The 20894-nt window shown below is 71.5% G+C and carries 22 protein-coding genes; 13 read left to right on the top strand and 9 right to left on the bottom strand.

Annotation, left to right across the window (positions count from 1 at the left end; translation table 11 throughout):
* Positions 1 to 96: 96 nt before the first annotated feature.
* Positions 97 to 297 (bottom strand): hypothetical protein, encoded by a 201-nt coding sequence (locus tag QWJ13_RS34180; RefSeq protein WP_316529645.1) that lies wholly within the window; start codon positions 295 to 297, stop codon positions 97 to 99.
* A 200-nt stretch (positions 298 to 497) separates the two neighbouring features.
* Here QWJ13_RS34180 and QWJ13_RS34175 point away from each other — a divergent pair, with 200 nt between their 5' ends.
* Both QWJ13_RS34175 and QWJ13_RS34170 read left to right on the top strand, forming a co-directional pair.
* Positions 498 to 1043: an NUDIX hydrolase gene (locus QWJ13_RS34175; protein WP_316529643.1), complete on the top strand. Its 546-nt coding sequence runs from the start codon at positions 498 to 500 to the stop codon at positions 1041 to 1043.
* A 225-nt stretch (positions 1044 to 1268) separates the two neighbouring features.
* Entirely contained in the window at positions 1269 to 1736 is a 468-nt protein-coding gene (locus QWJ13_RS34170) for an NUDIX hydrolase (RefSeq protein ID WP_316529641.1), read from the top strand.
* A 20-nt stretch (positions 1737 to 1756) separates the two neighbouring features.
* Here the strand turns inward: QWJ13_RS34170 and QWJ13_RS34165 are convergent, their stop codons facing one another.
* Entirely contained in the window at positions 1757 to 2653 is an 897-nt protein-coding gene (locus QWJ13_RS34165) for an IS982 family transposase (protein ID WP_316529639.1), read from the bottom strand.
* Between the two features lie 161 nt (positions 2654 to 2814).
* Here QWJ13_RS34165 and QWJ13_RS34160 point away from each other — a divergent pair, with 161 nt between their 5' ends.
* The 4 genes from QWJ13_RS34160 to QWJ13_RS34145 all read left to right on the top strand — a co-directional run bounded on the left by QWJ13_RS34160 (position 2815) and on the right by QWJ13_RS34145 (position 9467).
* Entirely contained in the window at positions 2815 to 3354 is a 540-nt protein-coding gene (locus tag QWJ13_RS34160) for a GNAT family N-acetyltransferase (protein WP_316529637.1), read from the top strand.
* Between the two features lie 322 nt (positions 3355 to 3676).
* A complete protein-coding gene (locus QWJ13_RS34155) occupies positions 3677 to 7327 on the top strand; it encodes a metallophosphoesterase (RefSeq protein WP_316529635.1) in 3651 nt (1216 codons plus the stop codon).
* Between the two features lie 106 nt (positions 7328 to 7433).
* On the top strand, positions 7434 to 8063 hold the full coding sequence (locus QWJ13_RS34150; RefSeq protein WP_316529633.1) for an SLATT domain-containing protein: 630 nt from the start codon (positions 7434 to 7436) through the stop codon (positions 8061 to 8063).
* Between the two features lie 162 nt (positions 8064 to 8225).
* Positions 8226 to 9467 carry a cytochrome P450 family protein gene (locus tag QWJ13_RS34145; protein WP_316529631.1) on the top strand — a complete coding sequence of 414 codons (1242 nt, stop codon included), beginning with the start codon at positions 8226 to 8228 and terminating at the stop codon, positions 9465 to 9467.
* 72 nt (positions 9468 to 9539) lie between these two features.
* Here QWJ13_RS34145 and QWJ13_RS34140 read toward each other — a convergent pair whose 3' ends face one another.
* Complete coding sequence (locus tag QWJ13_RS34140) at positions 9540 to 11177, bottom strand: alkaline phosphatase D family protein (protein WP_316529630.1); 1638 nt, start codon at positions 11175 to 11177, stop codon at positions 9540 to 9542.
* Between the two features lie 261 nt (positions 11178 to 11438).
* Positions 11439 to 12338: a KPN_02809 family neutral zinc metallopeptidase gene (gene ypfJ / locus QWJ13_RS34135; RefSeq protein ID WP_316529628.1), complete on the bottom strand. Its 900-nt coding sequence runs from the start codon at positions 12336 to 12338 to the stop codon at positions 11439 to 11441.
* A 154-nt stretch (positions 12339 to 12492) separates the two neighbouring features.
* On the opposite strand from ypfJ, the gene QWJ13_RS34130 reads away from it, so the two are divergent.
* The gene (locus tag QWJ13_RS34130; RefSeq protein WP_316529626.1) at positions 12493 to 13047 is read left to right on the top strand and encodes a DUF6328 family protein; all 555 of its coding nucleotides are present in this window, start codon (positions 12493 to 12495) and stop codon (positions 13045 to 13047) included.
* Between the two features lie 134 nt (positions 13048 to 13181).
* Here QWJ13_RS34130 and QWJ13_RS34125 read toward each other — a convergent pair whose 3' ends face one another.
* Positions 13182 to 13718: an AAA family ATPase gene (locus QWJ13_RS34125; RefSeq protein WP_316529624.1), complete on the bottom strand. Its 537-nt coding sequence runs from the start codon at positions 13716 to 13718 to the stop codon at positions 13182 to 13184.
* Positions 13719 to 13741: 23 nt separating this feature from the next.
* Here QWJ13_RS34125 and QWJ13_RS34120 point away from each other — a divergent pair, with 23 nt between their 5' ends.
* Positions 13742 to 14365 carry an AAA family ATPase gene (locus tag QWJ13_RS34120; RefSeq protein WP_316529622.1) on the top strand — a complete coding sequence of 208 codons (624 nt, stop codon included), beginning with the start codon at positions 13742 to 13744 and terminating at the stop codon, positions 14363 to 14365.
* Between the two features lie 89 nt (positions 14366 to 14454).
* On the opposite strand, the gene QWJ13_RS34115 is transcribed toward QWJ13_RS34120, so the two are convergent.
* Entirely contained in the window at positions 14455 to 14844 is a 390-nt protein-coding gene (locus tag QWJ13_RS34115) for a hypothetical protein (protein ID WP_316529620.1), read from the bottom strand.
* 90 nt (positions 14845 to 14934) lie between these two features.
* Entirely contained in the window at positions 14935 to 15690 is a 756-nt protein-coding gene (locus QWJ13_RS34475) for a helix-turn-helix domain-containing protein (RefSeq protein ID WP_432277662.1), read from the bottom strand.
* Positions 15691 to 15938: 248 nt separating this feature from the next.
* Here QWJ13_RS34475 and QWJ13_RS34100 point away from each other — a divergent pair, with 248 nt between their 5' ends.
* A complete protein-coding gene (locus QWJ13_RS34100; RefSeq protein ID WP_316529618.1) occupies positions 15939 to 16604 on the top strand; it encodes a DUF4097 family beta strand repeat-containing protein in 666 nt (221 codons plus the stop codon).
* A gap of 31 nt (positions 16605 to 16635) precedes the next feature.
* Positions 16636 to 17448 (top strand): alpha/beta fold hydrolase, encoded by an 813-nt coding sequence (locus QWJ13_RS34095; RefSeq protein ID WP_316529616.1) that lies wholly within the window; start codon positions 16636 to 16638, stop codon positions 17446 to 17448.
* Positions 17449 to 17475: 27 nt separating this feature from the next.
* Here the strand turns inward: QWJ13_RS34095 and QWJ13_RS34090 are convergent, their stop codons facing one another.
* Positions 17476 to 17769 carry a hypothetical protein gene (locus tag QWJ13_RS34090; protein WP_316529614.1) on the bottom strand — a complete coding sequence of 98 codons (294 nt, stop codon included), beginning with the start codon at positions 17767 to 17769 and terminating at the stop codon, positions 17476 to 17478.
* Entirely contained in the window at positions 17766 to 18206 is a 441-nt protein-coding gene (locus tag QWJ13_RS34085; RefSeq protein ID WP_316529612.1) for an ATP-binding protein, read from the bottom strand. Before QWJ13_RS34085 ends, QWJ13_RS34090 begins: the two co-directional genes overlap by 4 nt.
* Before the next feature lie 273 nt (positions 18207 to 18479).
* On the opposite strand from QWJ13_RS34085, the gene QWJ13_RS34080 reads away from it, so the two are divergent.
* The 3 genes from QWJ13_RS34080 (at position 18480) to QWJ13_RS34070 (ending at position 20322) form a co-directional block, all read left to right on the top strand.
* Positions 18480 to 19367 carry a helix-turn-helix domain-containing protein gene (locus tag QWJ13_RS34080; protein WP_316529610.1) on the top strand — a complete coding sequence of 296 codons (888 nt, stop codon included), beginning with the start codon at positions 18480 to 18482 and terminating at the stop codon, positions 19365 to 19367.
* A complete protein-coding gene (locus tag QWJ13_RS34075; protein WP_316529608.1) occupies positions 19354 to 19563 on the top strand; it encodes a DUF397 domain-containing protein in 210 nt (69 codons plus the stop codon). Before QWJ13_RS34080 ends, QWJ13_RS34075 begins: the two co-directional genes overlap by 14 nt.
* A 108-nt stretch (positions 19564 to 19671) precedes the next feature.
* On the top strand, positions 19672 to 20322 hold the full coding sequence (locus QWJ13_RS34070) for a GNAT family N-acetyltransferase (RefSeq protein WP_316529606.1): 651 nt from the start codon (positions 19672 to 19674) through the stop codon (positions 20320 to 20322).
* Positions 20323 to 20894: the final 572 nt, after the last annotated feature.

Below are 20894 nucleotides of genomic sequence, written 5' to 3'. Positions count from 1 at the left end.
ACTGCTGGCCGACCCGACATTCGTGGCGGCGTGCGCGAACAGGCAGATCGGCGCCGTGTTCCGGGCTGTCGCCAGGCAGGCAGGCGTCGGGCCCGCTCAGATCGCCCGACGCACCGGTCTTTCGACCAGCCGCGTCACGGAGATCATGAGCGGGCCTCGCGAAGTCTCCACGCACACCTCGGTGAGCACGACGCCGCCGGCCTCCTCCTGGAGACCGCCATCGGCCGCCGGGCAGCCGCCGATCTGAAAGGAAGGGCCGTCCTCACCCTCGACCTTGCCGAGGTGCTGCTCGCCCAAGGCGACGTCGACGCCGCCTGCGCTATCGCACACTGCGCCCTCGATCTCGCCGGGGCCACCGTCATCCAGCCGATCGTCCTGCGAGCCCGCGCGCTCCAGGTGTCCCTGACGCCGCGGTCGGACGAGAGGCCTGTACGGGAGCTGGCCACACGCGTGAGAGAGTCGGGAGCGCAACTGGTGCGCGCGCAAGGAGGCTGCCCGTGGAGTGGAAGGTGTTCGGGCGTCGGCAGGTGTACGGGAGCCCGTGGGTCGAGGTCTGGCTGGACGACGTCGAGATCCCCGGCACCGGCCGGATCGACCATCACGTCGTGCGCTACCCCCGCGCCTCGACCACCGCCGTCGTCACCGACGAGGCCGGCCGGTTCCTGCTCCTGTACCGGCACCGGTTCATCACCGGCCGCTGGGGCTGGGAGGTGCCCGCCGGATGGGCCGAGCCCGGCGAGGACCCGGCGGAGGCCATCGCCCGCGAGGTCGAGGAGGAGACCGGCTGGCGCCCGGGCCTCGTCGAGCTGCTGACCGAGTACGACGCCATGGCCGGCATCAGCGACGCCCACTTCCGCGCCTACCACGTCACCGGCTGCACCCACGTCGGCGAACCCGAGGACACCTCCGAGGCGGTGCGCGTGGCGTGGGTACCGGAAGCCGAGGTGGTACGGCGGCTCACGAACGGCGAAGTCGCGGACGGGCCGTCACATGCCGCCCTGTCCTACTACCTCGGCCCGCACCGCCTCGCCCGGCACTCCTGACCGCCCCTGCCTCGACCTGATCGCCGACGGCACCAAGACCATCGAAGTGCGCGTCGGCTACCCCGGCATGCGCCGCATCCGATCCGGGCAAAGGTCTGCGAACACCCGAGCTTCGAGGCCATGCTCGACGCCGAGGACAACGCGGCCGTCGGCTCCCCGGGCATGCCCCGCGCGTGAGAGGGTCGGGAGCGCAACCGGCAGAGCACACAGCAAAGGCGGCAGGCCGTGCCCAGGCGTGACTACGTGGACGACCCGAACGCCCCGAAGGCGAACTCCCTCGTCCCGGCGGCCTCCGTCGTCGTGGTCGACGAGGCGGGGCGCGTGCTGCTCCAACGCCGCACGGACAACGGGATGTGGGCCCTGCCCGGCGGCGCGATGGACATCGGCGAGTCGCTCGCCGGGTGCGGGATCCGCGAGACGCGCGAGGAGACCGGCATCGACATCGAGGTCACCGGCATCGTCGGCACCTACACCGACCCCCGTCACGTCTTCGCCTACGACGACGGCGAGGTCCGCCAGGAGTTCTCCGTCTGCCTGCTCGCCCGCCCGCTCGGCGGCACACTGCGCGTGTCCGACGAGTCCCACGAGGTGGCCTGGTTCACCCCCGCCGAGACCGACGGCCTGCCGATGGTGGCGAACGTCCGCAAGCGGCTGACCGACTGGCGCAGCGGGGCGGTCCCCGCCGTGCGCTAGACGAGTAGTTCCGAAGTCGGTCAGTGGTCGTAGGCGATGAGTGAACGGGTGATGGGTTGGCCGGTGGTCCGGTTGTGCCAGATCGCGCAGGTCGTGGCCGGCAGCCGCTGGCCGACTCGGGCGCCGACGCCTTCGAGGGTGCGTCCGCCGTGTTGTTCGAGGCCGAGCTGGCCTTTGAGGGTGTCGTTGACGGACTCGATCAGCTGGCGGACGGACTTCAGCAGTTCCTCGCCCGGGCGTGGAGCCCGGTTGCGGTAGGACGGTCGTAGGAGCTGGATTCCGTACTGGTTGAGGAGCCGGTCGAGTTCTGCGGAGACGTAGCCCTTGTCGGCGAGGATCAGCAGGCCCGGCCGCTCGCGGGCCAACTCCGGTTCGGTCTCGACGAGCGCTGCCAGGACCTCGCGCTCGTCGACCTTCGGGCTGGCCAGGGCCCAGGTGACGGGCAGCCCGGCCGGGGTGCAGACCAGGTGCAGTTTCAGGCCCCAGAACCAGCGTGAGTGCGAGCGGCTGTAGCCGTAGCCGGCCCACCCGGCCAGGGCCGAGCGGCGCACGGTGTCTCGGGAGCGGCCACACTCCACCGGGGTGGAGTCGGTGATCCAGACGGGGTCGGCCCACAGGTCGGTCGCGCGGGCCAGGTCGCGGATGGCCTGCTGGAGCAGCGGCCGGGCGGCGCGCAGGCGCTTGTTGTAGCCGGGCCGCCCGGGCAGATAGGGGAACATGCCGCGCAGATGGGCCCGGGCGAAGCGGATCCATCGGGCCTCGGAGTGGCAGCCGAGCAGGGCCTGGGCCACGGCCAGGCAGAGCAGTTCGGAGTCCGTCAGCCTCGGCGGGCGGCCCAACCACCGCGTTCGGGGCAGGTGATCATCGATCTGCACGTAGAGTGCCGTCAGGAGGGTGTCCAGCTCTTCGGTCGTCACAACCCGATGCTGGACACCCTTCCTGCATGTCCGGAGCAGAACCGGCAAACCCAGCCGACTTCGGAACTACTCGTCTAGCCGCGGCCCGCACCACCTGACGCACGGCCGCAGGACGGCCGCTCTGCCCACTCGCCTGCGCGCCGGGCGGGGCGCCTGGTTACATGCTGTGGGTGACCGTCGAACTGCGCCACCACACCGCCCTGAGGCCCGGGGTCCGCCAGGACCTGCTGGACGTCTACGCCGATGTGCGCGCCCCGCTGCTGCATCTGCCGAACTACGGACTCGCCGCGTTCACCGAGCGCCTGGAGCGGCACATCGGCGATCCCGGGTTCGAACTCGTCCTGGGCTACGACGGCGCACTGCCGGTCGGCTACGCCTACGGCAACACCGTCGACGCCGCCGACCGGTACTGGCAGCGCATGGCCGAGCCCCTGCCCCACGGGTACACCGACGCCCCGGCCCTGGCCGTCAAGGAGATCGGCGTGCGCACCCCCTGGCGGGGCACCGGCACGGCCCGCCGCATCCACGACGCGCTGCTGGCCGGCCGCACCGAGGGCCGGGCCACGCTGATGGTCAACCCGCTCGCCGGGGACGGGAAGGTCCAGGCCCGCTACGAGGCCTGGGGCTACCGGGCGTTCAACACCCAGCGGCCCACCGCGCACTCGCCGCTGCTGACCGCGATGGTCCGCCCGATGCACTGATCCCGACGAGCCGCCAGGCGGAGCTCAAGGCTGTCGTGGACGGCCCCCAGCACGTCCTCACACAGCCGGAGGAGTCGCACGGCGCCGACCGCACCGAGGCGTGCCGCGACTCCTCCTACGACGCCCCGGGCAACAGCCTGACGGCCGCCGACCAGTCCGCCATCGGTCCCCGCTTGTTCACACGGCGGTCAGCCACGCATCGGCACCCGCTCATGTCCGAGCCGTCGAGTACTCTCCCGGAGAAGGCACGGGGGGCGCGCGTTCGTAAGCCGTCGAGAGCAAGGAGCCAGCAGTGGTTCGGGGTGGGTTGACGTGGTGGCAGTTGTCGGACCTGCATTGGTCGGCCGATCCGTCCACGGAACTGAAACGGTATATCGACAACCTGCTGCGGCACCTGCGCGAGTCCGTGACCGCCTCCGGGTGTCCCGACTTCGTCGTCTTCACCGGCGACATCGCGTACTCGGGCCAGTCGAAGGAGTACGACTCGGTCGGCGAACACCTCATCGCGCCGCTGCGTGAACTACTCGGCGACGACATCCCGTTGCTCTTCGTCCCGGGCAACCATGACATGGACCGCGACGAAGCGCTGATCAAGCAGAGCCGGTTGATCACCGACCTGGCGGACCCGGCCGCCGTCGACGCCTTCCTCGGCAACCCGCGAAACCGTGCGAACTTCGCCGACCCGTTCCGCAGTTACTCCGAGTTCGTGGCACAGTGGGGCCCCGCCGGGACCGACGACGCCTACCGTTGGACCCACACCATCGACGCGGCGGGCCACAAGCTCACCGTCCTGGGCCTGAACTCGGCCTGGGCCGGCTTCTACCACACGGCGAACGCCCCGTCAGAGAGCGACCGCAGCAGGCTGTTGCTCTCCATCGACCAGACCCCGGAGCCCGCCGAGGACGCCGACTTCACCCTCTTCGCCCAGCACCACCCGTTCGAGTGGCTGAACGAGGACATCTGCGACCCGGCGGTCCAGAGCCTGCGCCGCAACTACCAGATCGGGCTCTTCGGGCACGTCCACAGCCCGCGTGAACTCGGCCAGGTCAGCTCGCCCCACTCCACCCTCCTGCGCATCCCCTCCATGCTGCTGTTCGGGCGGCCGCACGGGGACGACTCGACCCGCTACGCCCGCGGCTACAGCGTCGGCAGCATCGACTTCGCGACCAGCGAGTGCCAGGTGCGGTACTTCAGGTACGACGGCTTCTACTCCCAGTCGTTCGTCGAGTTCACGGATGTCTACGCCGAAGGCCGCAGGCCGCCGACGGCCATCCTCAAACCTCGCCGCCTCGGCAACGACTCCGTGGCGCGGCCGGGGACGGCGACGCAGTCCCGGTTCGGCAACGCCCTGTCGGAGATCGTCCGGCTGCGCGAACAGTTTCCGGAGCTCACCAACTGCGACCGGGAGGTGCAGCACAGCCTCGACTCGCTCCAGGCATCCGTCGAACTCGTGGACCGCTACGGCGGCCTGGCTCCTTATCTCCTGGATGACTCCGCGTTCGCGTTCGCGTACGTGCTCGCCGAGTTGTCGGTGGTCCGGGCCTGGGCCGTCGGCGGTGTCCAGGCGCAGGCCGACTTCGGCGTCGCCTCCCGTCTCAAGGAGGACGCGGCCCGCCTCGCGGCCGCCGCACCGGCAGCCGCGGCCGACCTCACGGATCTGTTCCGGGTGGTCGACCACGTCAGCGTCGCGGAGCCGAGCCGAATCCGGACTGTCGGTGACCTGCGCCGCGCCCCGGCCGCAAAGGCCTTCGCCTACCTGTGGGGCCTCGCCCGACTGGCCCAACTCCTGGACAGCCCGGGCCTGATCGACGGCGTCGGGACAGCCGATCAGCGCGGCCGGAACGTGCTGTCCGTGCACGAGGCCCCCAACGGTGGCGACATCGTCGTGTTCGACCTCGCGACCACCGAGCGCCGCACTTTCCACCTGGCCTCCGAGGCTCTGCACTCCGTGCGCCGCTACTTCACCGAGCTCGACGACCTCTGGCGCAAGTGGCAGCTGATCCACCCGCTGCTGCGGTTCGAGCTGAACACCCCCAACTGGGTGGACCGGAGCGTGAACCACCACGAGATCCGGGTCGACCCGCGCCCGGTGACGGAGATCCTGATGGGCAAGGCGCTCTACGGCGACCGCCCGCACGTGTGGCTGCGGGAACTCATCCAGAACGCCGTGGACGCCACAGCCATGCGGGCCAAGAGCGGCGAGGCCGGCTACACCCCCGCCGTCCATGTCGAGCGGCGCAGCGAGCACGTCGTGGTCATCCGTGACAACGGCATCGGGATGACCTACCAGCAGGTGGTGAACCAGCTCTCGGTGCTCGGGCGTTCCGGCTGGCGCAGCTCCGCGGAGGCCCAGCAACCCGCCGACATGCCGGCGTTCTTCGGCCGCTTCGGGATCGGGTTCGCCTCCGTCTTCAGCGCCGCCACAGCGGTGGACGTCCGCACCCGCACCTCGGGCAGCCGCCCCGTCGACGGCGTCCTGGTCCAATTCACCGCCCCCGACCGGCCGTTCTACACCGACTTCACCACCTGTGACGTCGGCACCGAGATCACCGTCACGCTGACCGAGCCGCTCAAGGCCTCCCCGTTCAAGTCGGCGTTGCAGGAACTCTTCGCCTACCTGCCGGACTTCCTGCACGTCTCGCCCTCGCCGGGCATTGCGAGCTCCCTGGCCTCGTTCTCGGCGGTCCGCCGGCACGGGAACGCCCTGGCCGGCTGGACCGTCCTCGCCCGCGAGGGCCGCGCCCAACTCGGCACCCACGAGGTCGGCTTCAAGGTCGAGCTCCTGCACGACCCCCAGCCGCACCGCCGCAAGAGCGACCGTTACACGAAGAAGCCCGAGTTCAGTGCCATCGGCGCCACCTCGCTGACGTTCGCCGCCGACGGGGTCCGCATCAGCGAACGCAAGGGACTGCGTCCGCCGGAGGACGGCGATTCGACCAGGTACCACTCGGACAAGCTCGATCTATATCTCCGCGGTGTGTACGTGACGATCGACTTCGCCCGCGACCACGCACCGGTACTGGCCTCCCGCAATGGGCTCACCGCGACGGACGGCCTCCAGGAGGAGATCGAGCAGCTCCTGGTCAAGGAGGTTGCCCGTCTGGTCCCCGACCTGGTGGACGCCGTGGCGACCAGAGCCCGGACACCGGAGGGAAGGCGCCGGGCAATCGTCCACGCTCTCGCGGACAACTTCCGCAGTGACTTCTTCTATGGACGGAGGGCTTACAGCGGGCCCTTCCACAGCATTCCGGAGCTCGACAAGGCCTGCACCGACGAGTACCTCGCGTCCTGCCCGGTGCTGGTCCAGTCGGCCGACCACACCGTCCGACACATGCCGCTCAGCGAGGTAGATCCCCAGGTGTGCTCGCTCGCCGTGTCGGAGTATCTGGCCGACACCCCGATCTTCCACGCCTTCGTCCGGGCTCAGCGGATCGAGCAGTGGCTCGTCGCCATGAACGACGAGTTGGCGCTGTTGACGCAGGCCTGGCCCCATGACACCGCCCTCACGCCCATCCGTACGACCTCGCAGCTCACCGAGGACTTCCAGCTGGTCCTGCCCGAGCTCCGCGTCGGCAACGTGTGGCAACTCCTCCGCTCGGACTACGCGCTCTCCGAGAGCATCGCGTTCGGCCCGTCCCTCTGCGTGGCCCTGCCCCGCCAGCGCGGCGCGAGGTCGGTCAGCCGGGCCCAGGGAGCCGAGCGCCGACGTGCCGAGACTTCGCAGACCGAAAGGCCTCGCGTGTTCCTCAACTCCGCCCATCCGGTGATCAAGTCGCTGGAGGAGTACCTCGGCCGCAGCGAGCCCGGACCATCGGCCAAGCGGGACGTCACCGCGGTGCTGGACCGCATCTGCGAACAGGTCATCGACGAGACCCGCATCACCGTGAAGCGGAGTCGGTGGCGCATGATCCAGGAGGAGCTGACACGCCTCACCGCCGGCGACTTCACCCACCTGGCCGTCGAGGACCTCTGAGAACCGGCGGGGCGGTCGCGCCGGTCACGCCGGCGCGAAAGCGCCCCGCACCTCACCGTCCCCGGAACCCACCACCCGCGCAGCCTCACAGCGGAAGGTACCGCCCATGCCCACAGGACGCCGGATCGAGGACCTCAGGCTCGACTCGCTCACCGTCGCCACGGCGCGCCCCGAGGACCGACTCGCCACCGTCGCCGCCCTGTTCGCCCATGCCGAGCGCTACACCATCGAGGCCATCGACTGGTACCTCACCAAGCGCAGGCGCCCCGCGCTGTGGTCGCGGCTGCTGCGGGGCATCGCCGTGGCGGCCGCCGTGGCCGGCGGCGTCATCCCGCTCGTCCACGGCGCCTCGCCCGACCTGATCAGTCCCGACTGGGGGTTCGTCCTGTTGGCGATCGGCGCCGGGTGCGTGCTCTTCGACCGGGTCTTCGGCCACTCGACGTCCTGGAGCCGCTTCGCGCGCACCGGGATCGCCCTCCAGCACGCGCTGGCCCGGGCCCAGTGCGAGTGGGTGTCCGCGCTGGTGACCCTGGATGCCGCCCGGCCCGGGACGCAGGAACTGCGCGAGCTCCTCGCCGTGGTCGAGGGCCTGCACGGCAAGGTCCACGAGATCATGCAGGAGGAGACGTCCGGCTGGATCGGCTACCTCGCCGAGGGCCTGGAGGAACTGAACTCCACCACGGTGAGCAGCAGTTCGCGCAGCGCCATGCCGGAGCACAGGAGCGACTGCCCCTGAGGCCCCGCACCGCGCGGCACCGCGCCAGGGGCCCCCGGCGGGGCCGGGGCCCCGTTGACGGCCGCGGCGGGCCGCTCTACAACGGAGCACAGAGCCCCCGGGTCCGCGCCTCGGCCGCGGGCCCGGCGGGACACCCTCCGAGAGATCCTGAGGAGCAAGGCCATGGCTCCAGACGACGCTCGCGACGACCAACGCTGCCCGGTGCTGGACATGAGCGCCCGCACGCTGCACCAGCAGAACGCTCAGCTGCGCTCCGCCGGGCCCGCCGTGCGGGTCGAACTCCCCGGTGGGATCATCGCCTGGTCCGTGACCCGCGGTTCGGTGATCCGCGCCCTGACCGGCGATCCGCGCATCTCGCGCGACCCGCGCAAGCACTGGCCCGATCTGCCCTCGGTGCCCGAGGGCTGGCCGATGGGGCCGATCGCCTTCCAGAAGAACTTCTTCAACTACTACGGCAGCGAGCACCGTTCGGGACGGCGCCTGATGGCGCCCTCCTTCTCGCCGCGCCGGGTGGGCGCGCTGCGCCCGGGCATCGAGGCGACGGCCGCTTCCCTGGTCGGCGCGTTCCACGCCCTGGCCCCCGGCGAGGCCGTGGACATCCGCCGCGCCCTGTCGCGTCCGCTGACCATGACGGTGATCTGCGACCTGTTCGGTGTCCCCGACGCCCTTCGGCCCACCATCGGCCGGGGCATGGACACCCAGATCACCACGACGGCCACCAACGAGCAGATGACGGCCTCACGGGCCGAGATCAACGCGGCGCTGAGCGAACTGCTGGCGATCAAGCGCCGCGAACCGGGCCCCGACCTCGCCAGCGACGTCGCCGCCGTCGAGACGAGCGGCGAGGACGGGCGCAGCGAGGAGGAGTCCCGCGACACGCTGTTCCTGATGCTCGGCGCGGGGTATGAGACGGCGGTCAATCTGATCACCAGTGCCGTCCAGGCGCTGCTCACCCACCCGCGTTATCTGGCGCTGGTGCGCGAGGGCGCGCTGGGGTGGACGGACGTGGTCGAGGAGACGTTGCGCCACGAGAGTCCGGCGATGCACATCCCGTTGCGCTACCCGTTGGAGGACATCGACCTGGGCGAGGGTGTTGTCATTCGAAAGGGTGAACCGGTGCTGTTGGGTTTCGGTGCGGCGGGGCGGGATCCGGAAGTTCATCCCGAGCGGCCGGACGACTTCGATCCGACGCGGCCCGACAAGGAGCATTTGGCCTTCGGCTACGGTCCGCACTTCTGTCTGGGGGCGCCGCTGGCCCGGTTGGAGGCGGAGGTGGCGTTGGCGGGCCTGTTCGGGGCCTTTCCGGACGCGGTGCTGGACTCTTCCCGTCCGCAGCCGGCCCGGATGGAGTCGGTGATCGTGACCGGGCCGTGCGAGCTGTGGGTGGTGCCGAGGCCCGTGTAGAAGCGCCGGGTGCCCTTCCCGTGCCGGACGGGGTACGGGAAGGGCATCGGACAGGGCGTCGGGACGGAGCCGTCAGGCGGGTCGGATGCCCGGGTTGCCGGCTTCGGTGGTGAAGGACGCGGCGGTGGACAGGGTGGCGCCGGGGCGGGTGATGTGGGAGAGCACCCGGTAGTCGGCGCGGGCCCGGTGCTGGTCCAGGGTGAGGACGGTGTAGCCGCGGCGTCCGTCGTAGAACTTCATGTGGGCGTTGGCGGACATGAGGGTGTTCCAGTTGGAGGGCTTCTGTTCGCCGTCGCCGTCGCTGCTGATGGAGGTGCCGACGAACTCCACGCCCACGGTGCGGGAGTTGGGGTCGTCGAAGTCGCGCTTGATGTCCAGGGCGTAGGCGACGTGGACGTCTCCGGTGAGCAGGACGAGGTTCTTGACGCCGGAGGCGTCGACGGCCTTGAGGAAGCGTTCGCGGGCGGCGGGGTAGCCGTCCCAGGCGTCCATGGAGAGCTTGGAGCGCTCGGCGGTGGTGTTCTTGCGGCGGGAGAAGACGACCTGCTGGGGCACCACGTTCCACAGGGCCTTGGAGTGGCGCAGGCCGTCGGCGAACCAGCGTTCCTGGGTGGCGCCCATCAGGGTGCGCCCCGGGTCCTCGGATTCGGGGGTGGGGTACTGCCAGCCGTCGCCGTTGGCCTGGTCGTCGCGGTACTGGCGGGTGTCGAGGATGTCGAACTGGGCGAGCTTGCCGAAGTGGACGCGCCGGTAGAGGGTCAGGTCGGTGCCGCTGGGCTGGGGCATGCGCAGCGGCTGGTTCTCCCAGTAGGCGCGGTAGGCGGCGGCGCGGCGGGCGATGAAGGGGGCGGGGTCCTGGTTCTTCTCGGGGATGCCGGCGGCGTAGTTGTTCTCGACCTCGTGGTCGTCCCAGGTGACGTACCAGGGGTGGGCGGCGTGCGCGGCCTGGAGGTCGGGGTCGGTCTTGTAGAGGGAGTAGCGCAGCCGGTAGTCCTCCAGGGTGGTGGTCTCGTGGTCGAAGTGCGCGGGCAGGGTGCGGTCGGTGTACTTGCGGTCGCCGCCGGCGGCGTCGATGCCGTACTCGTAGATGTAGTCGCCGACGTGGAAGACGGCGTCGAGGTCCTCGTCGGCGAGGTGGCGGTAGGCGGTGAAGTAGCCGTCCTCGTAGGCCTGGCAGGAGACGAAGGCGATGCGGGCGCTGTCGGTCTTCTTGCCGCGGGGCGGGGCGGTGCGGGTGCGGCCGGCGGGGCTGGTCCAGGAGCCGACGGTGAAGCGGTACCAGTAGGTGCGGGCGGCGTCCAGGCCGTCGGCGTCGACGTGGAGGGAGTAGTTGAACTCGGCGTGGGCGCGGGCGGTGCCGCGTCGCTCGACACGGCGGAAGCCCTCGTCGCGGGCGATCTCCCAGCCGACCTTGACCGAGCCGGTGGCGGGCATGCCGGAGCCGGGCTCCAGGGGGCGCGGGGCCAGGCGGGTCCACAGCACGACGGCGTCGGAGGTGGCGTCGCCGGAGGCCACGCCGAGGGTGAAGGGGTTGTCGCCGATCGCGGGCGGGGCGATCTCGTTGTCGGCGGCGTGTGCGGAGGGCAGGTTGACGCCGAAGGCGAGGGCGGCGGCGGCCGAGGTGACGGTCAGGAAGCGGCGCCGGTCCAGGCGGGCGGCGGCCTCGCGCAGCATCGTGTCGGCGGTGGGCAGGTCGGCGGGGCGGGTCATGGGGGTGGCGGGCCTTTCGCGGATCGGGGGTGTGCGAAGGGAATTGGAGTGGACCGTCCCGTACTGCGGGGGTCGGGACTGCGGCAGCAGAGTGATCATCTGATGGGAGATCCGTGAAGGTCCGGCACTTCGTCCCAAGTGGTGCGCATCGGCTGATTGCGGCTGCGGTCCGGCGCGTATCCACCCCCGGATACGCGTCTGCGGATGCGCGTCTGCCCGCCTGCGACGGGCAGGCGGGCAGTTGCTTGTGGGAGGCGGGTGTTACAGCTTGGCGGCCGAGAAGGTGTCACACTGGGCGAAGTCGCCGCTGCGGTAGCCGGTGGTGAACCAGGCCTTGCGCTGCTCGGCGGAACCGTGTGTCCACGCCTCCGGGTTGATCTTCCCGGTGGCCTGCTGCTGGATCCGGTCGTCGCCGACCGCCGCGGCCGCGTCCAGGCCCAGCGCGATGTCCTGGTCGGTGAGCGAGGCGATCAGCGGGCGGCCGGTGGAGGCCTGCGGGGTGGTGGTGGCGTGGTGCGCCCACACCCCGGCATAGCAGTCGGCCTGGAGCTCCAGGCGCACCGAGCCGCTGGTGGCGCCCTGGCGGTCGCCTCCGACCTTCTGCATGGAGCCGGTGAGGGTCTGGATGTGGTGGCCGTACTCGTGGGCGACGACGTAGGACTCGGCGAACGGGCCGCCCTTGGCGCCGAAGCGGGCGGACAGTTCGTTGAAGAAGCCGAGGTCGACGTAGGCCTTCTTGTCGCCGGGGCAGTAGAACGGGCCCACCGCGGAGGTCGCCGACCCGCAGGCGGTGGAGACCTGGTTGGTGAACAGCACCGTCTCGGCGTTCTTGTACGGCGTCTTGGCGGCGCGCGGCAGCTCGGTGCGCCAGAACTCCTGGAGGCTGTTGGTGACCGCCACGATCCGGCAGTCCTGGCGCTTGTTGGCGTCCGCGCCGGTCTTGCACTCCTTCTGCGCCTCCCCCGCGGTGCGCGGACCCGAGGAGCCCGCGGAGGAGCCGGAGGACAGGCCCAGCAGCTGCGGGTCGACGCCGAGGACGACCGCGACCAGCACCGCGATCAGGCCCACGGCCCCGCCGCCGATGGCGAGCTTCCCGCCCGGGATGCCGCGCCGGTCGTCCACCTGCGAGGTGTCGAGGTCGCCCTGGTCGTCGAACTGCATGTGCCCCTGCCTGCCCGTTTCTGTCGGTCGGTCGCTTTGCGCGCTCTGGTGGTGTCCTGCGCCGTGACGGCCCGGCCCAGCCTACGGGCCCGGGCAAGGACGGCGGCGCAGCGGGGTTGCCCGGGGCCGGGGGGCGGGCGTGAGAAGCTGGCGCATGACCAGCGTGCCCGACCCGTCCGAGCCGCCTGCCCCCTCTGGCGCCCGGCCGCCTGACGTGACGCCGCCCGGCCGGCATTCCTCGTCCGCGCCGCCGCCGGGCTGGCGCAATCCGGAGGTGCGGGCGGAGCGGCGTCTGGTGGCGATGCTCCAGGAGCTGCGGGTGCTCCAGACCGGTGTGCAGATCGTGTTCGCGTTCCTGCTGGGGGTGGCGTTCACGCCGCGTTTCGGTCAACTCGGCGACGCCCAGCAGGACATCTACGTCGTCACGCTGCTGCTGTCGGTGGTGGCCGCGGCCGTGCTGGCCACGCCGGTGGCGCTGCACCGTGGGCTGTACCGCCACCCGGGCAAGGAGCGGATCGTCACGGTCTCCGCGCGGATCGCGCAGGTGGGCCTGCTGCTGCTCGCGTCCTCGCTGTGCGGGGCGGTGCTGCTGGTGTTGGACGTGGTCCTCGGTACGGCGACGGCGGTGCCGGTCACCTGCGTCATCGCGCTGACCTTCGCGGTGCTGTGGTTCGCGCTGCCCTGGGCGGTGCGCCGCCCGACGCGCTGAGCGGGGCGCTGGGCGGTGCGTTGGGCGGGGCGCTGGGCGGGGCGCCGCCCGACGCGCTGAGCGGGGCGCTGGGCGGTGCGTTGGGCGGGGCGCCGCCCGACGCGCTGAGCGGGGCGTTGGGCGGGGCCGGCGGGTCAGGGTCTCGGGTGCCATCCCGGTGGGGCCAGGGCGGTGTCGTCCAGCATCCGGCGCACGGTGGCCTCCAGTGTGCTGTCGGGCCCGATGAGCTGTTCCAGGCCGTCGGGCAGCAGGTCCCGCTCGTGGTACCAGCCGGCCATCTCGGCGGGCGTGAACTCGGCGTGCTGGGGGCGGGTGGCGTGTCGGCGCACTGTCTCGGCGAAGGGCACGTCCAGGTAGTACAGGCGGCTCAGGCCCCGGTGTTGGGCGGCCAGTCGGGCCAGCATCGGCCCGTAGCGCTCGGCCGCCATGATGCCTTCGACGACGGTGTGGAAGCCGTGGTCGAGGGCGTAGCGGGCCACCGTGTCCACCAGCCCCACCGCGGCGGCGCCCGGCAGGTCGCGCTCGCGCAGCACGGTGCGGCGCAGGTTGTCCTGTCCCACCACCGCCAGGCCCCGCCCGTACGCCGCGCGCAGGGCGGCGGCCACGCTGGACTTGCCGGAGCCGCTGTTGCCGCGCACCACCACCAGGACGGTGCGAGGGCTGCCGGTCACCGGGCAGCGGCTAGCGTGGGCGCATGGACGATCTCCCGTACTCCCCCAGTCCCGTCGCCGCGCCGTGGGAGGTGCTGCTGATCGGCGGTGCCTCCGGTCTCGGCAAGAGCCGCGCCGCCGCCTTCCTTGCCGCCGAACTCGGCGCGTTCGTGGTCGAGTTCGACGATGTCGTCGCGGCCCTGCAGGCCGCCACCACCGCCGACAGCCACCCCGGCCTGCATCACTTCTGCGCCTTCCCCGATCCCGACGCGCTGGGCGCCGAGCGTGTCCTTGAGCTCCAGATCGCCACCGCCGGCGCGCTGGACGAGGCGCTGCTGGGCGTCGTGCGCAACCGGCTCACCGTGGACGTACCCGCGATCGTCGAGGGCGACTACCTCACCCCGGCGGCCGCCGCCCGCGCCGCCGCCGAGGGCGCCGCGCGGGGCCGGCGGGTGCGGGCGGTGTTCCTGCACGAGGACGACCCGGGGCGTATCGGCGCCAACTACGCCGACCGGGAGCCGGATTGCGGCCCGCAGCCCCGGCGTGCCGCCGTCAGCGCCCGCTACAGCACCTGGCTCGCCGAGCAGGCCCGCGCCCACGCGCTGCCCGTCGTCGAGTGCCGCCCGTACGCCACCTTGCCCGAGCGCCTGGCCGCCGCCCTGGCCTGACGTGCCGGTGCCGGTGCCGGCGCGCCGGTGCTGACGTGCCGGTCCTGGTGTGCCGGTTCTGGCGCGCTGTTCGCCCGCTCGGATGCCGGTCAGGCGTCCTCGATGTCCGAGATCAGCTTGGTGGCCAGGTCGCTCTGCACCGCGAGGCGGGTGTGCGCGGCGTGCGCGCCGCTTCCCCAGGTCAGGGTGACCGTGGTGAACAGGTGCCCGGCGCCGGAGTCGTGGTAGCGCACCTCCCAGTGCAGGGGCACGTCCTGGGCCCGCAGCACGCCGTCGGCGTGGTTGGCCTCCTCCCAGGCGGCCAGCCGCCGGCGCAGGTCCTCGGTCAGGTAGTGGGCGCGCAGGTTCTCGCCCAGGTCGTCGGTGGCGTCCGAGACGGCGTCGATGTAGGCGCCGTAGAAGTCGGCCACCCGGTCCACGGCGGTCTCCGGGCCGCCCTCGCGGACCGGTGTGCCCGCCTGGGTGTCGGTGTCGCTCATGGCCGTTTCCCTCCCTCGGTGCCGGGGCGCACTGCCGCCCCGGGCTGCCCGGCCCAACGAGCCGCCCGCGCAAAGGTGTCGGCCGCCCCGCTACCCGTCGTGCCGCGGCCGCGCCCTCTCGTCTGCGGGGGTGGCGTCCGTCGTGGCGTGGAGGACTTCGCGGGCCTCTTCGGCGGCGCGCACGATGCTCTCGCTGATGAAGGCGAGGAAGCGGGCGATGTTCTCCAGGCGCACGGCGGCGGGGGTGTCGGGGCCCAGGACGGCGGCGCCCTGGCGGGCGGTCTCGATGACCTTGTCGTTGGCGCGGGCGCTGGAGATGACGGCCTGGTAGTACAGCTCGTCGTCGACGATGTAGCGGTCGCGGCGGCGTTCGTCGCGTTCGCGGCGCACCAGGCTCTGGCTCTCCAGGAAGGCGATCGCCTTGGAGATGGAGGCCGGGCTGACCTGGAGGCGCTGGGCGAGTTCGGCGGCGGTGAGGCTGCCCGCGTCGGTGGTGGACAGGCAGGTGACCACCCGGGCCCCCATCCGGTTCAGGCCCGAGCCCATCAGCACGGTGGTGAGCTGCTCCTCGTAGGCGGCCACCGCCTGGCTGTCGCGCCCGTACGGCTGCGGGTGCGCCTGCGCGGGGCCCGGGGCGGCGGGGCGGCGGCGCTGGGCGCGGCGTTCGGTGGCGCGGTGGGCGAGGTCGGCGCGGTAGGCGAGGGGGCCGCCGTTGCGCGTCACCTCGCGGGTGATGGTCGAGGTGGGGCGCTCCAGGCGCCGGGCGATCTCGGCGTAGGGCAGGCCGTCGGCCAGGCCCAGCGCGATCTGCCGGCGTTCGTGCTGGGTGAGCCTGCCTCCCGGCATCGCGTTCTCCTCGGTACTCGTCCTCGATCGCGGGTCCCCGCTCGCCCCACCCTAGCGTTCACCCTCCATTCATTGCAATGATCGCTGGGTGGTTGTTGCATTACCGGACATGCCAGTTGCAACAGTTTCCCGCCCTTCACCTGCCACTATGCCCATGTGACGCAACGAACTAGTTGCCGGGATCTTGAAAGCAACGTAGCGTTTCCATTGTTGGAAACAGTGCTGGAGCACGGCGACAGGAGAGCACGATGCACACCTTCGACACCCCCGCCCCGATCACCGCCGCCTTGGACATCCCGGGCGGGATCGTGCGGCTCGTCGCCGCCGAGCGCGCCGACACCACCGTCGAGGTCCGCCCCGCCGACCCCGGCAGGCGCCACGACGCGCAGGCCGCCGAACAGACCTCCGTCACCTGCGCGAAGGGCGTCCTGCGGATCACCACCGCCGCGGCCCAGAGCCGGCTCCTGGGCCCGCGCGGCCGCCTGGAGGTCACCGTCCACCTGCCGGCCGGCTCCGCCCTGCAGGGCAAGGCCGGCGCCGCCCGACTGCGCGCCACCGGGCCCCTGGGCGACATCGACTTCGAAGGCGCGCACCGCCACACCGCGATCGAGGAGGCCGCGAGCCTGCGCCTGAGCGCCGTCGACGGCGACGTCGAAGTCGCCCTCCTGACCGGCCCCGCCCGCATCACCACCACCCGCGGCGACATCCGCGTCACCGAGGCCCACCGCGGAACCGTCACCCTGAACACCCAGGCGGGAAGCATCACCATCGGCGCCGCCACCGGCGCCCGCGCCGCCCTGAGCGCCGGCACCGGCCACGGCCGCATCACCAGCTCCCTGCGCAACGACGGCACCACCGTGCTCGACATCCACGCCACCACCCACCAGGGCGACATCACCGCCCACAGCCTCTGACACCCGCACCGAGAGCACCCGGGAGGCCACCATGAACCACGACACCGCACCCCCCGCCGCCGCCAGGGCCTGGAGCGGCCTGGTGCCGGTCGACGACACCGCCCTGGCCGTCACCGACACCGGCGGCCCGGGACTGCCCGTGCTCTACCTCAACGGCCAGTTCGCCACCCAGGGCTACTGGCGCCGCGTCCTGGCCGACCTCGGCCCGCGCCTGCGCCACATCACCTACGACGAACGGGCCCGCGGCCGCACCTCCCACCGCTCCGCCGACTACTCCTTCGAGGCCGCCGTCCGCGACGTCGACGCCGTCCTCACCGCCCGCGGCGTCCAACGGGCCCTGCTGGTCGGCTGGTCCTACGGGGCGTTCGTCGCCGCGCACCGGGCCTCACGCCACCCCCAGCGCACCGTCGGCGCCGTCCTCGTCGACGGCGCCCAGCCCTACGACTGGCTCACCGACGCCCTGGAACAGCGCATCCGCAAACAGTTCCGCCGATGGGCCCCCCTCATGACGCTGCTGCGCCCCACCGGGCTGACCCCGCGGATGAGCCACCGGCAGATGTCGGAGTGCAACATCGAACTGGGCAGGATCGGCAGCGCCCGCGCGCTGGGCCCGGTGCTGGACGCCATCACCGTGCCGACCCGGTACGTGCTCGCCTCGGGGGCCTCACTGGGCAGCAAGGGCGACGAGCAGGAACTGATCCGCGCGGCGGTGCCGGCGGTGGCCGAGCGCAACCCGCACATCAGGCTCAGCGCGAAGGTCCCCAGCACCCACGACACGATCCTGAAGAAGGACTTCCGCGCCGTCGCCGACGCCGTACGCGAGATCGCCGCCCTGCAACGCTGAGACGGGCCCAGGTCCGGCGCAGCCCGCTCACTCGGGGTTCGCCACGCGCAGGTGGATCGGGTGGACGGACTCCACGCCGATGCAGGCCATCGCCCGCACCGCGCCGAACTCGATGAGCCGGTGGGCGATGCGGGCGGGGCAGGCCTCGCCGAAGCAGCCGGCGAGGCAGGCGGCCTGGTCGGCGTCCGGCGGGAGCCTGGCGAGGCCGGCGCGCACGGCGGCGAGGGCGTCGGCGAGGGCGTCGGCGAGCCTGGTGAAGGTCGCGGCCTTCGTGACGCCCGTGATCTGCGCCGAGACGGGGAAGGGGAGTTCGACGTTCACTTCGCGTCGCCGTCCGTTCCGATGACCGCCCACATCGCCTTGCCGACGCCGCGCGCACGGGGGCGGCAGCCCCAGTCGGCGGCGAGGAGGGAGACGAGGAGGAGCCCGCGCCCGCTCTCCTCGAACCCGGCGGTGGCGTGCGGGGCGGACGGCGGGGTGCCGTCGGCGTCGTGGACTTCGACGCGCAGCGAGTCGGGGCGCAGGTCGAGGTGGACGAGGACGAGGCGCCCCGGCGGGGTCTGGGCGTGGAGCACGGAGTTGGCGACGAGTTCGCCGAGCACCAACTCGCCGGTTTCGGTGAAGCGTTCGCCGCCGGGGTGGCCGGCGAGGAAGGTGCGCAGGACGCGCCGGGCGACGCCGGCGGACTCGTGGCGGCTGGGCAGCCACCAGGAGCATTCGCCCGGGGGGACAGAAGGCTTCTCCAGCATTTCGGACATGGCAGGGCCTCTCCGAGTTTGGCTCGCAGGGATCGCAACGGCCGGAAGAGACATGGGAATGCCCGAGTGACCGTCCATCGCGATCGCCGTGCGCGAGCAGTGGACTACTGCACGTAGTCTGCTCTCGACTCTCCGCAATCTGCAAGACTTCATTTTGGGTGATTCGAACGTGGTCACTCGTCTGGTTGACGCTCATTGCGAAGCGGGCATGCGGATGCTTTCATTTCGAGCGCTGACGGTGCTTCATACTGGAAGCTGGGAAGGGGAAGGGCCATGCCAGAGGGGCGAAGTGGATCGACGGTGCCGCGCAGGCAGCTCGGGCGGTACCTGCGCGATCTGCGCAACCGATCGCGACTCACCGTGCGTGCGGCAGCTCGCCGGCTGGAGTGGTCGGAAGCGAAGATGTGGCGCATCGAAACCGGGCAAACGTCCCTGCGAAGCCTCGACGTTGAGGCCATGTGCAAGGTCTACGGCGCACCGGCCGATCTGACCGAGGCTCTGATGGGGCTGGCGAAGGAAACCAAGGCCCGGGGCTGGTGGCACGCCTACGGGGATGTGATCCCCGAGGGGTTCGACCTCTTCATCGGGTTGGAAGAGGCGGCTTCGAAGATCGCGTGGTACGAGAGCGAGCTGGTTCCCGGGCTGTTGCAGACGGAGGACTACTCACGGGCGATCATGCGGGCACACAATCCTCACGACGACGATGACGAGATCGAACGACGAGTTCACCTTCGATCGGCCCGCCAGGTGCTTCTCACCAGGGTCACCGATCCGCCGATCTTCGACGTCGCACTCAACGAGGCGGTGCTGCGACGCCCCATCGGCGGCGGCAAAGTCATGGCTGGACAGCTCACCCACCTGCTGGAGATGAGCGAGCTTCCCAACGTCACCATCAAGGTCGTCCCGTTCAACGCGGGACTACACCTGGGCGTGTTGACAGGATCGTTCGGGATTCTGCGCTTCCCGCTCAACGGCGACGGCTCCGAAACGGAACCGCCGACCGTCTACGCGGACGGATTCACCGGAGACCTGTACCTGGACAAGCCCAACGAAGTGGAACGCTACGACGCCGCGTTCACGAACATCCAGGAGACAGCGCTCAGTGAGCAGGCGTCGAAGCAGCTGATCTCCGAAGTGGCAGGAAGCTATGAACACGGTTGATCTGACAGAAGCGGTGTGGTTCAAGTCCACCCGCAGCAACGGGCAGTCCGCATGTGTTGAGGTCGCGTTCCTCAACAGCGACATCATCCCCGTCCGCGACTCCAAGGACCCCGGCGGGCCGGCACTCGCTTTCCCCACCCACGCCTGGGCGGCCTTCGTCACCGCCATCAAGACCGGCGAACTCCCCAACACCTGACCAGCGTTGCGCGAGAAGTCGGCCTGGCCGACTTCTCGCGCGGGTCACGAGGGAACGCTCCGGCGAAATGACGGTGCGCCCCCGGCCACCGCTGGGCACACTGGGCCGATGATCACCGACCACTGGCCCCTGAAGCACCTGCGGGTGACCTCGCCCCGCCTGGAGCTGCGCCTGCCCACCGAGGACGAACTCGCCCAGGTGGCCGACGTCGCCGCCCGCGGCGTCCACCCACCGCACGAGCGCCCCTTCCTGACCCCCTGGGGCGAACTCGCGCCCGCCGAACGCGCCCGCCACGTCATGCAGTTGCACTGGGCACGGCTGGGCCGCTGGACTGCCGAGGACTGGGTGCTGAACCTGGTCGCCTTCCACGAGGGGCGCCCCGTCGGCATCCAGGACATGCGCGCCAAGGCCTTCGGCGTGCGCCGCGAGATCCTCTCCGGCTCCTGGCTCGGCCTGGAACACCAGGGCAAGGGCCTGGGCACCGAGATGCGCGCCGCGATGCTCCACCTGGCCTTCGCCGAACTGGGCGCCAAGTTCGCGACCTCGCACTCCTTCACCGACAACCACGCCTCCCTGGCCGTCTCCCGCAAGCTCGGCTACCTGGACGACGGCATCGACCGCGACATCCTCGACGGCCGAGTCGTCACCTCCCAACGCCTGCGCCTGACCCCCGACGCCTGGGCCGCCCACGCCCGCACCCCCGTCACCGTCACCGGCCTCACCACCCCCTGCCGCCCCCTCTTCGGCCTCGACACCTGACGAACCGGCACACCGGGGAAGCCGGAAGCCGGCCCCGCCGGCTTCCGGCCCCCGAAGGCCCACCGACCAGCCCCACGAGCCCGAGCCGACGCCCGGCACGGAAAAGCCGACCCAGCCGACTCCTCGCGCACGAAACAGCTCCTCCGGTGGCAAAACCGGCCCGCACACGGCCGACCCCACAACTCCCCGCGCCCCACACAAGAAGTCGACCCCGCCGACTTCCCACTCCCCCAACCACCACCCGCCCTGCCGGGCCCGGCCACTGCCGGCCACGAGCAGCGCGCAGCACGGGCCCCGGGGAACACCACGGCGGCCGAGGACTCCAAGCGCTCAGCCCGTTCCCGGCACCGGAAGCCGGACCCGCCGACTTCCCACGCCCAGCGGCCCCGCCGGCAGCGAAACCAGCCCACGCGCGATCGATGCCACGACTGCCCCGCACCCGCTCAGGAAGTCGACCCCGTCGACTTCTCGCGCGGACCTGCCCGCGCTGCGGCAGCCGGCACACCTCAGGGAGCGGGAAGCCGACCCCGCCGACTCTCCACTCCCCCCCGATCACCGCCCGGCCTGCCGGG

The sequence above is a fragment of the Kitasatospora brasiliensis genome (assembly GCF_032654805.1).
Lineage (GTDB): Bacteria > Actinomycetota > Actinomycetes > Streptomycetales > Streptomycetaceae > Kitasatospora > Kitasatospora brasiliensis.
The sequence above is the reverse complement of the archived record's forward strand: the minus strand, read 5'-3'. Positions and strand labels throughout refer to the sequence as shown.

Coding starts and splice junctions, on each gene's coding strand:
- QWJ13_RS34160 (WP_316529637.1), top strand. CDS start 2,815: ATGCTGTGGGTGACCGTCGAACTGCGCCACCACACCGCCCTGAGGCCC.
- QWJ13_RS34150 (WP_316529633.1), top strand. CDS start 7,434: ATGCCCACAGGACGCCGGATCGAGGACCTCAGGCTCGACTCGCTCACC.
- QWJ13_RS34145 (WP_316529631.1), top strand. CDS start 8,226: ATGGCTCCAGACGACGCTCGCGACGACCAACGCTGCCCGGTGCTGGAC.
- QWJ13_RS34140 (WP_316529630.1), bottom strand. CDS start 11,177: ATGACCCGCCCCGCCGACCTGCCCACCGCCGACACGATGCTGCGCGAG.
- ypfJ (WP_316529628.1), bottom strand. CDS start 12,338: ATGCAGTTCGACGACCAGGGCGACCTCGACACCTCGCAGGTGGACGAC.
- QWJ13_RS34130 (WP_316529626.1), top strand. CDS start 12,493: ATGACCAGCGTGCCCGACCCGTCCGAGCCGCCTGCCCCCTCTGGCGCC.
- QWJ13_RS34120 (WP_316529622.1), top strand. CDS start 13,742: ATGGACGATCTCCCGTACTCCCCCAGTCCCGTCGCCGCGCCGTGGGAG.
- QWJ13_RS34115 (WP_316529620.1), bottom strand. CDS start 14,844: ATGAGCGACACCGACACCCAGGCGGGCACACCGGTCCGCGAGGGCGGC.
- QWJ13_RS34475 (WP_432277662.1), bottom strand. CDS start 15,690: ATGCCGGGAGGCAGGCTCACCCAGCACGAACGCCGGCAGATCGCGCTG.
- QWJ13_RS34100 (WP_316529618.1), top strand. CDS start 15,939: ATGCACACCTTCGACACCCCCGCCCCGATCACCGCCGCCTTGGACATC.
- QWJ13_RS34095 (WP_316529616.1), top strand. CDS start 16,636: ATGAACCACGACACCGCACCCCCCGCCGCCGCCAGGGCCTGGAGCGGC.
- QWJ13_RS34085 (WP_316529612.1), bottom strand. CDS start 18,206: ATGTCCGAAATGCTGGAGAAGCCTTCTGTCCCCCCGGGCGAATGCTCC.
- QWJ13_RS34080 (WP_316529610.1), top strand. CDS start 18,480: ATGCCAGAGGGGCGAAGTGGATCGACGGTGCCGCGCAGGCAGCTCGGG.
- QWJ13_RS34075 (WP_316529608.1), top strand. CDS start 19,354: ATGAACACGGTTGATCTGACAGAAGCGGTGTGGTTCAAGTCCACCCGC.
- QWJ13_RS34070 (WP_316529606.1), top strand. CDS start 19,672: ATGATCACCGACCACTGGCCCCTGAAGCACCTGCGGGTGACCTCGCCC.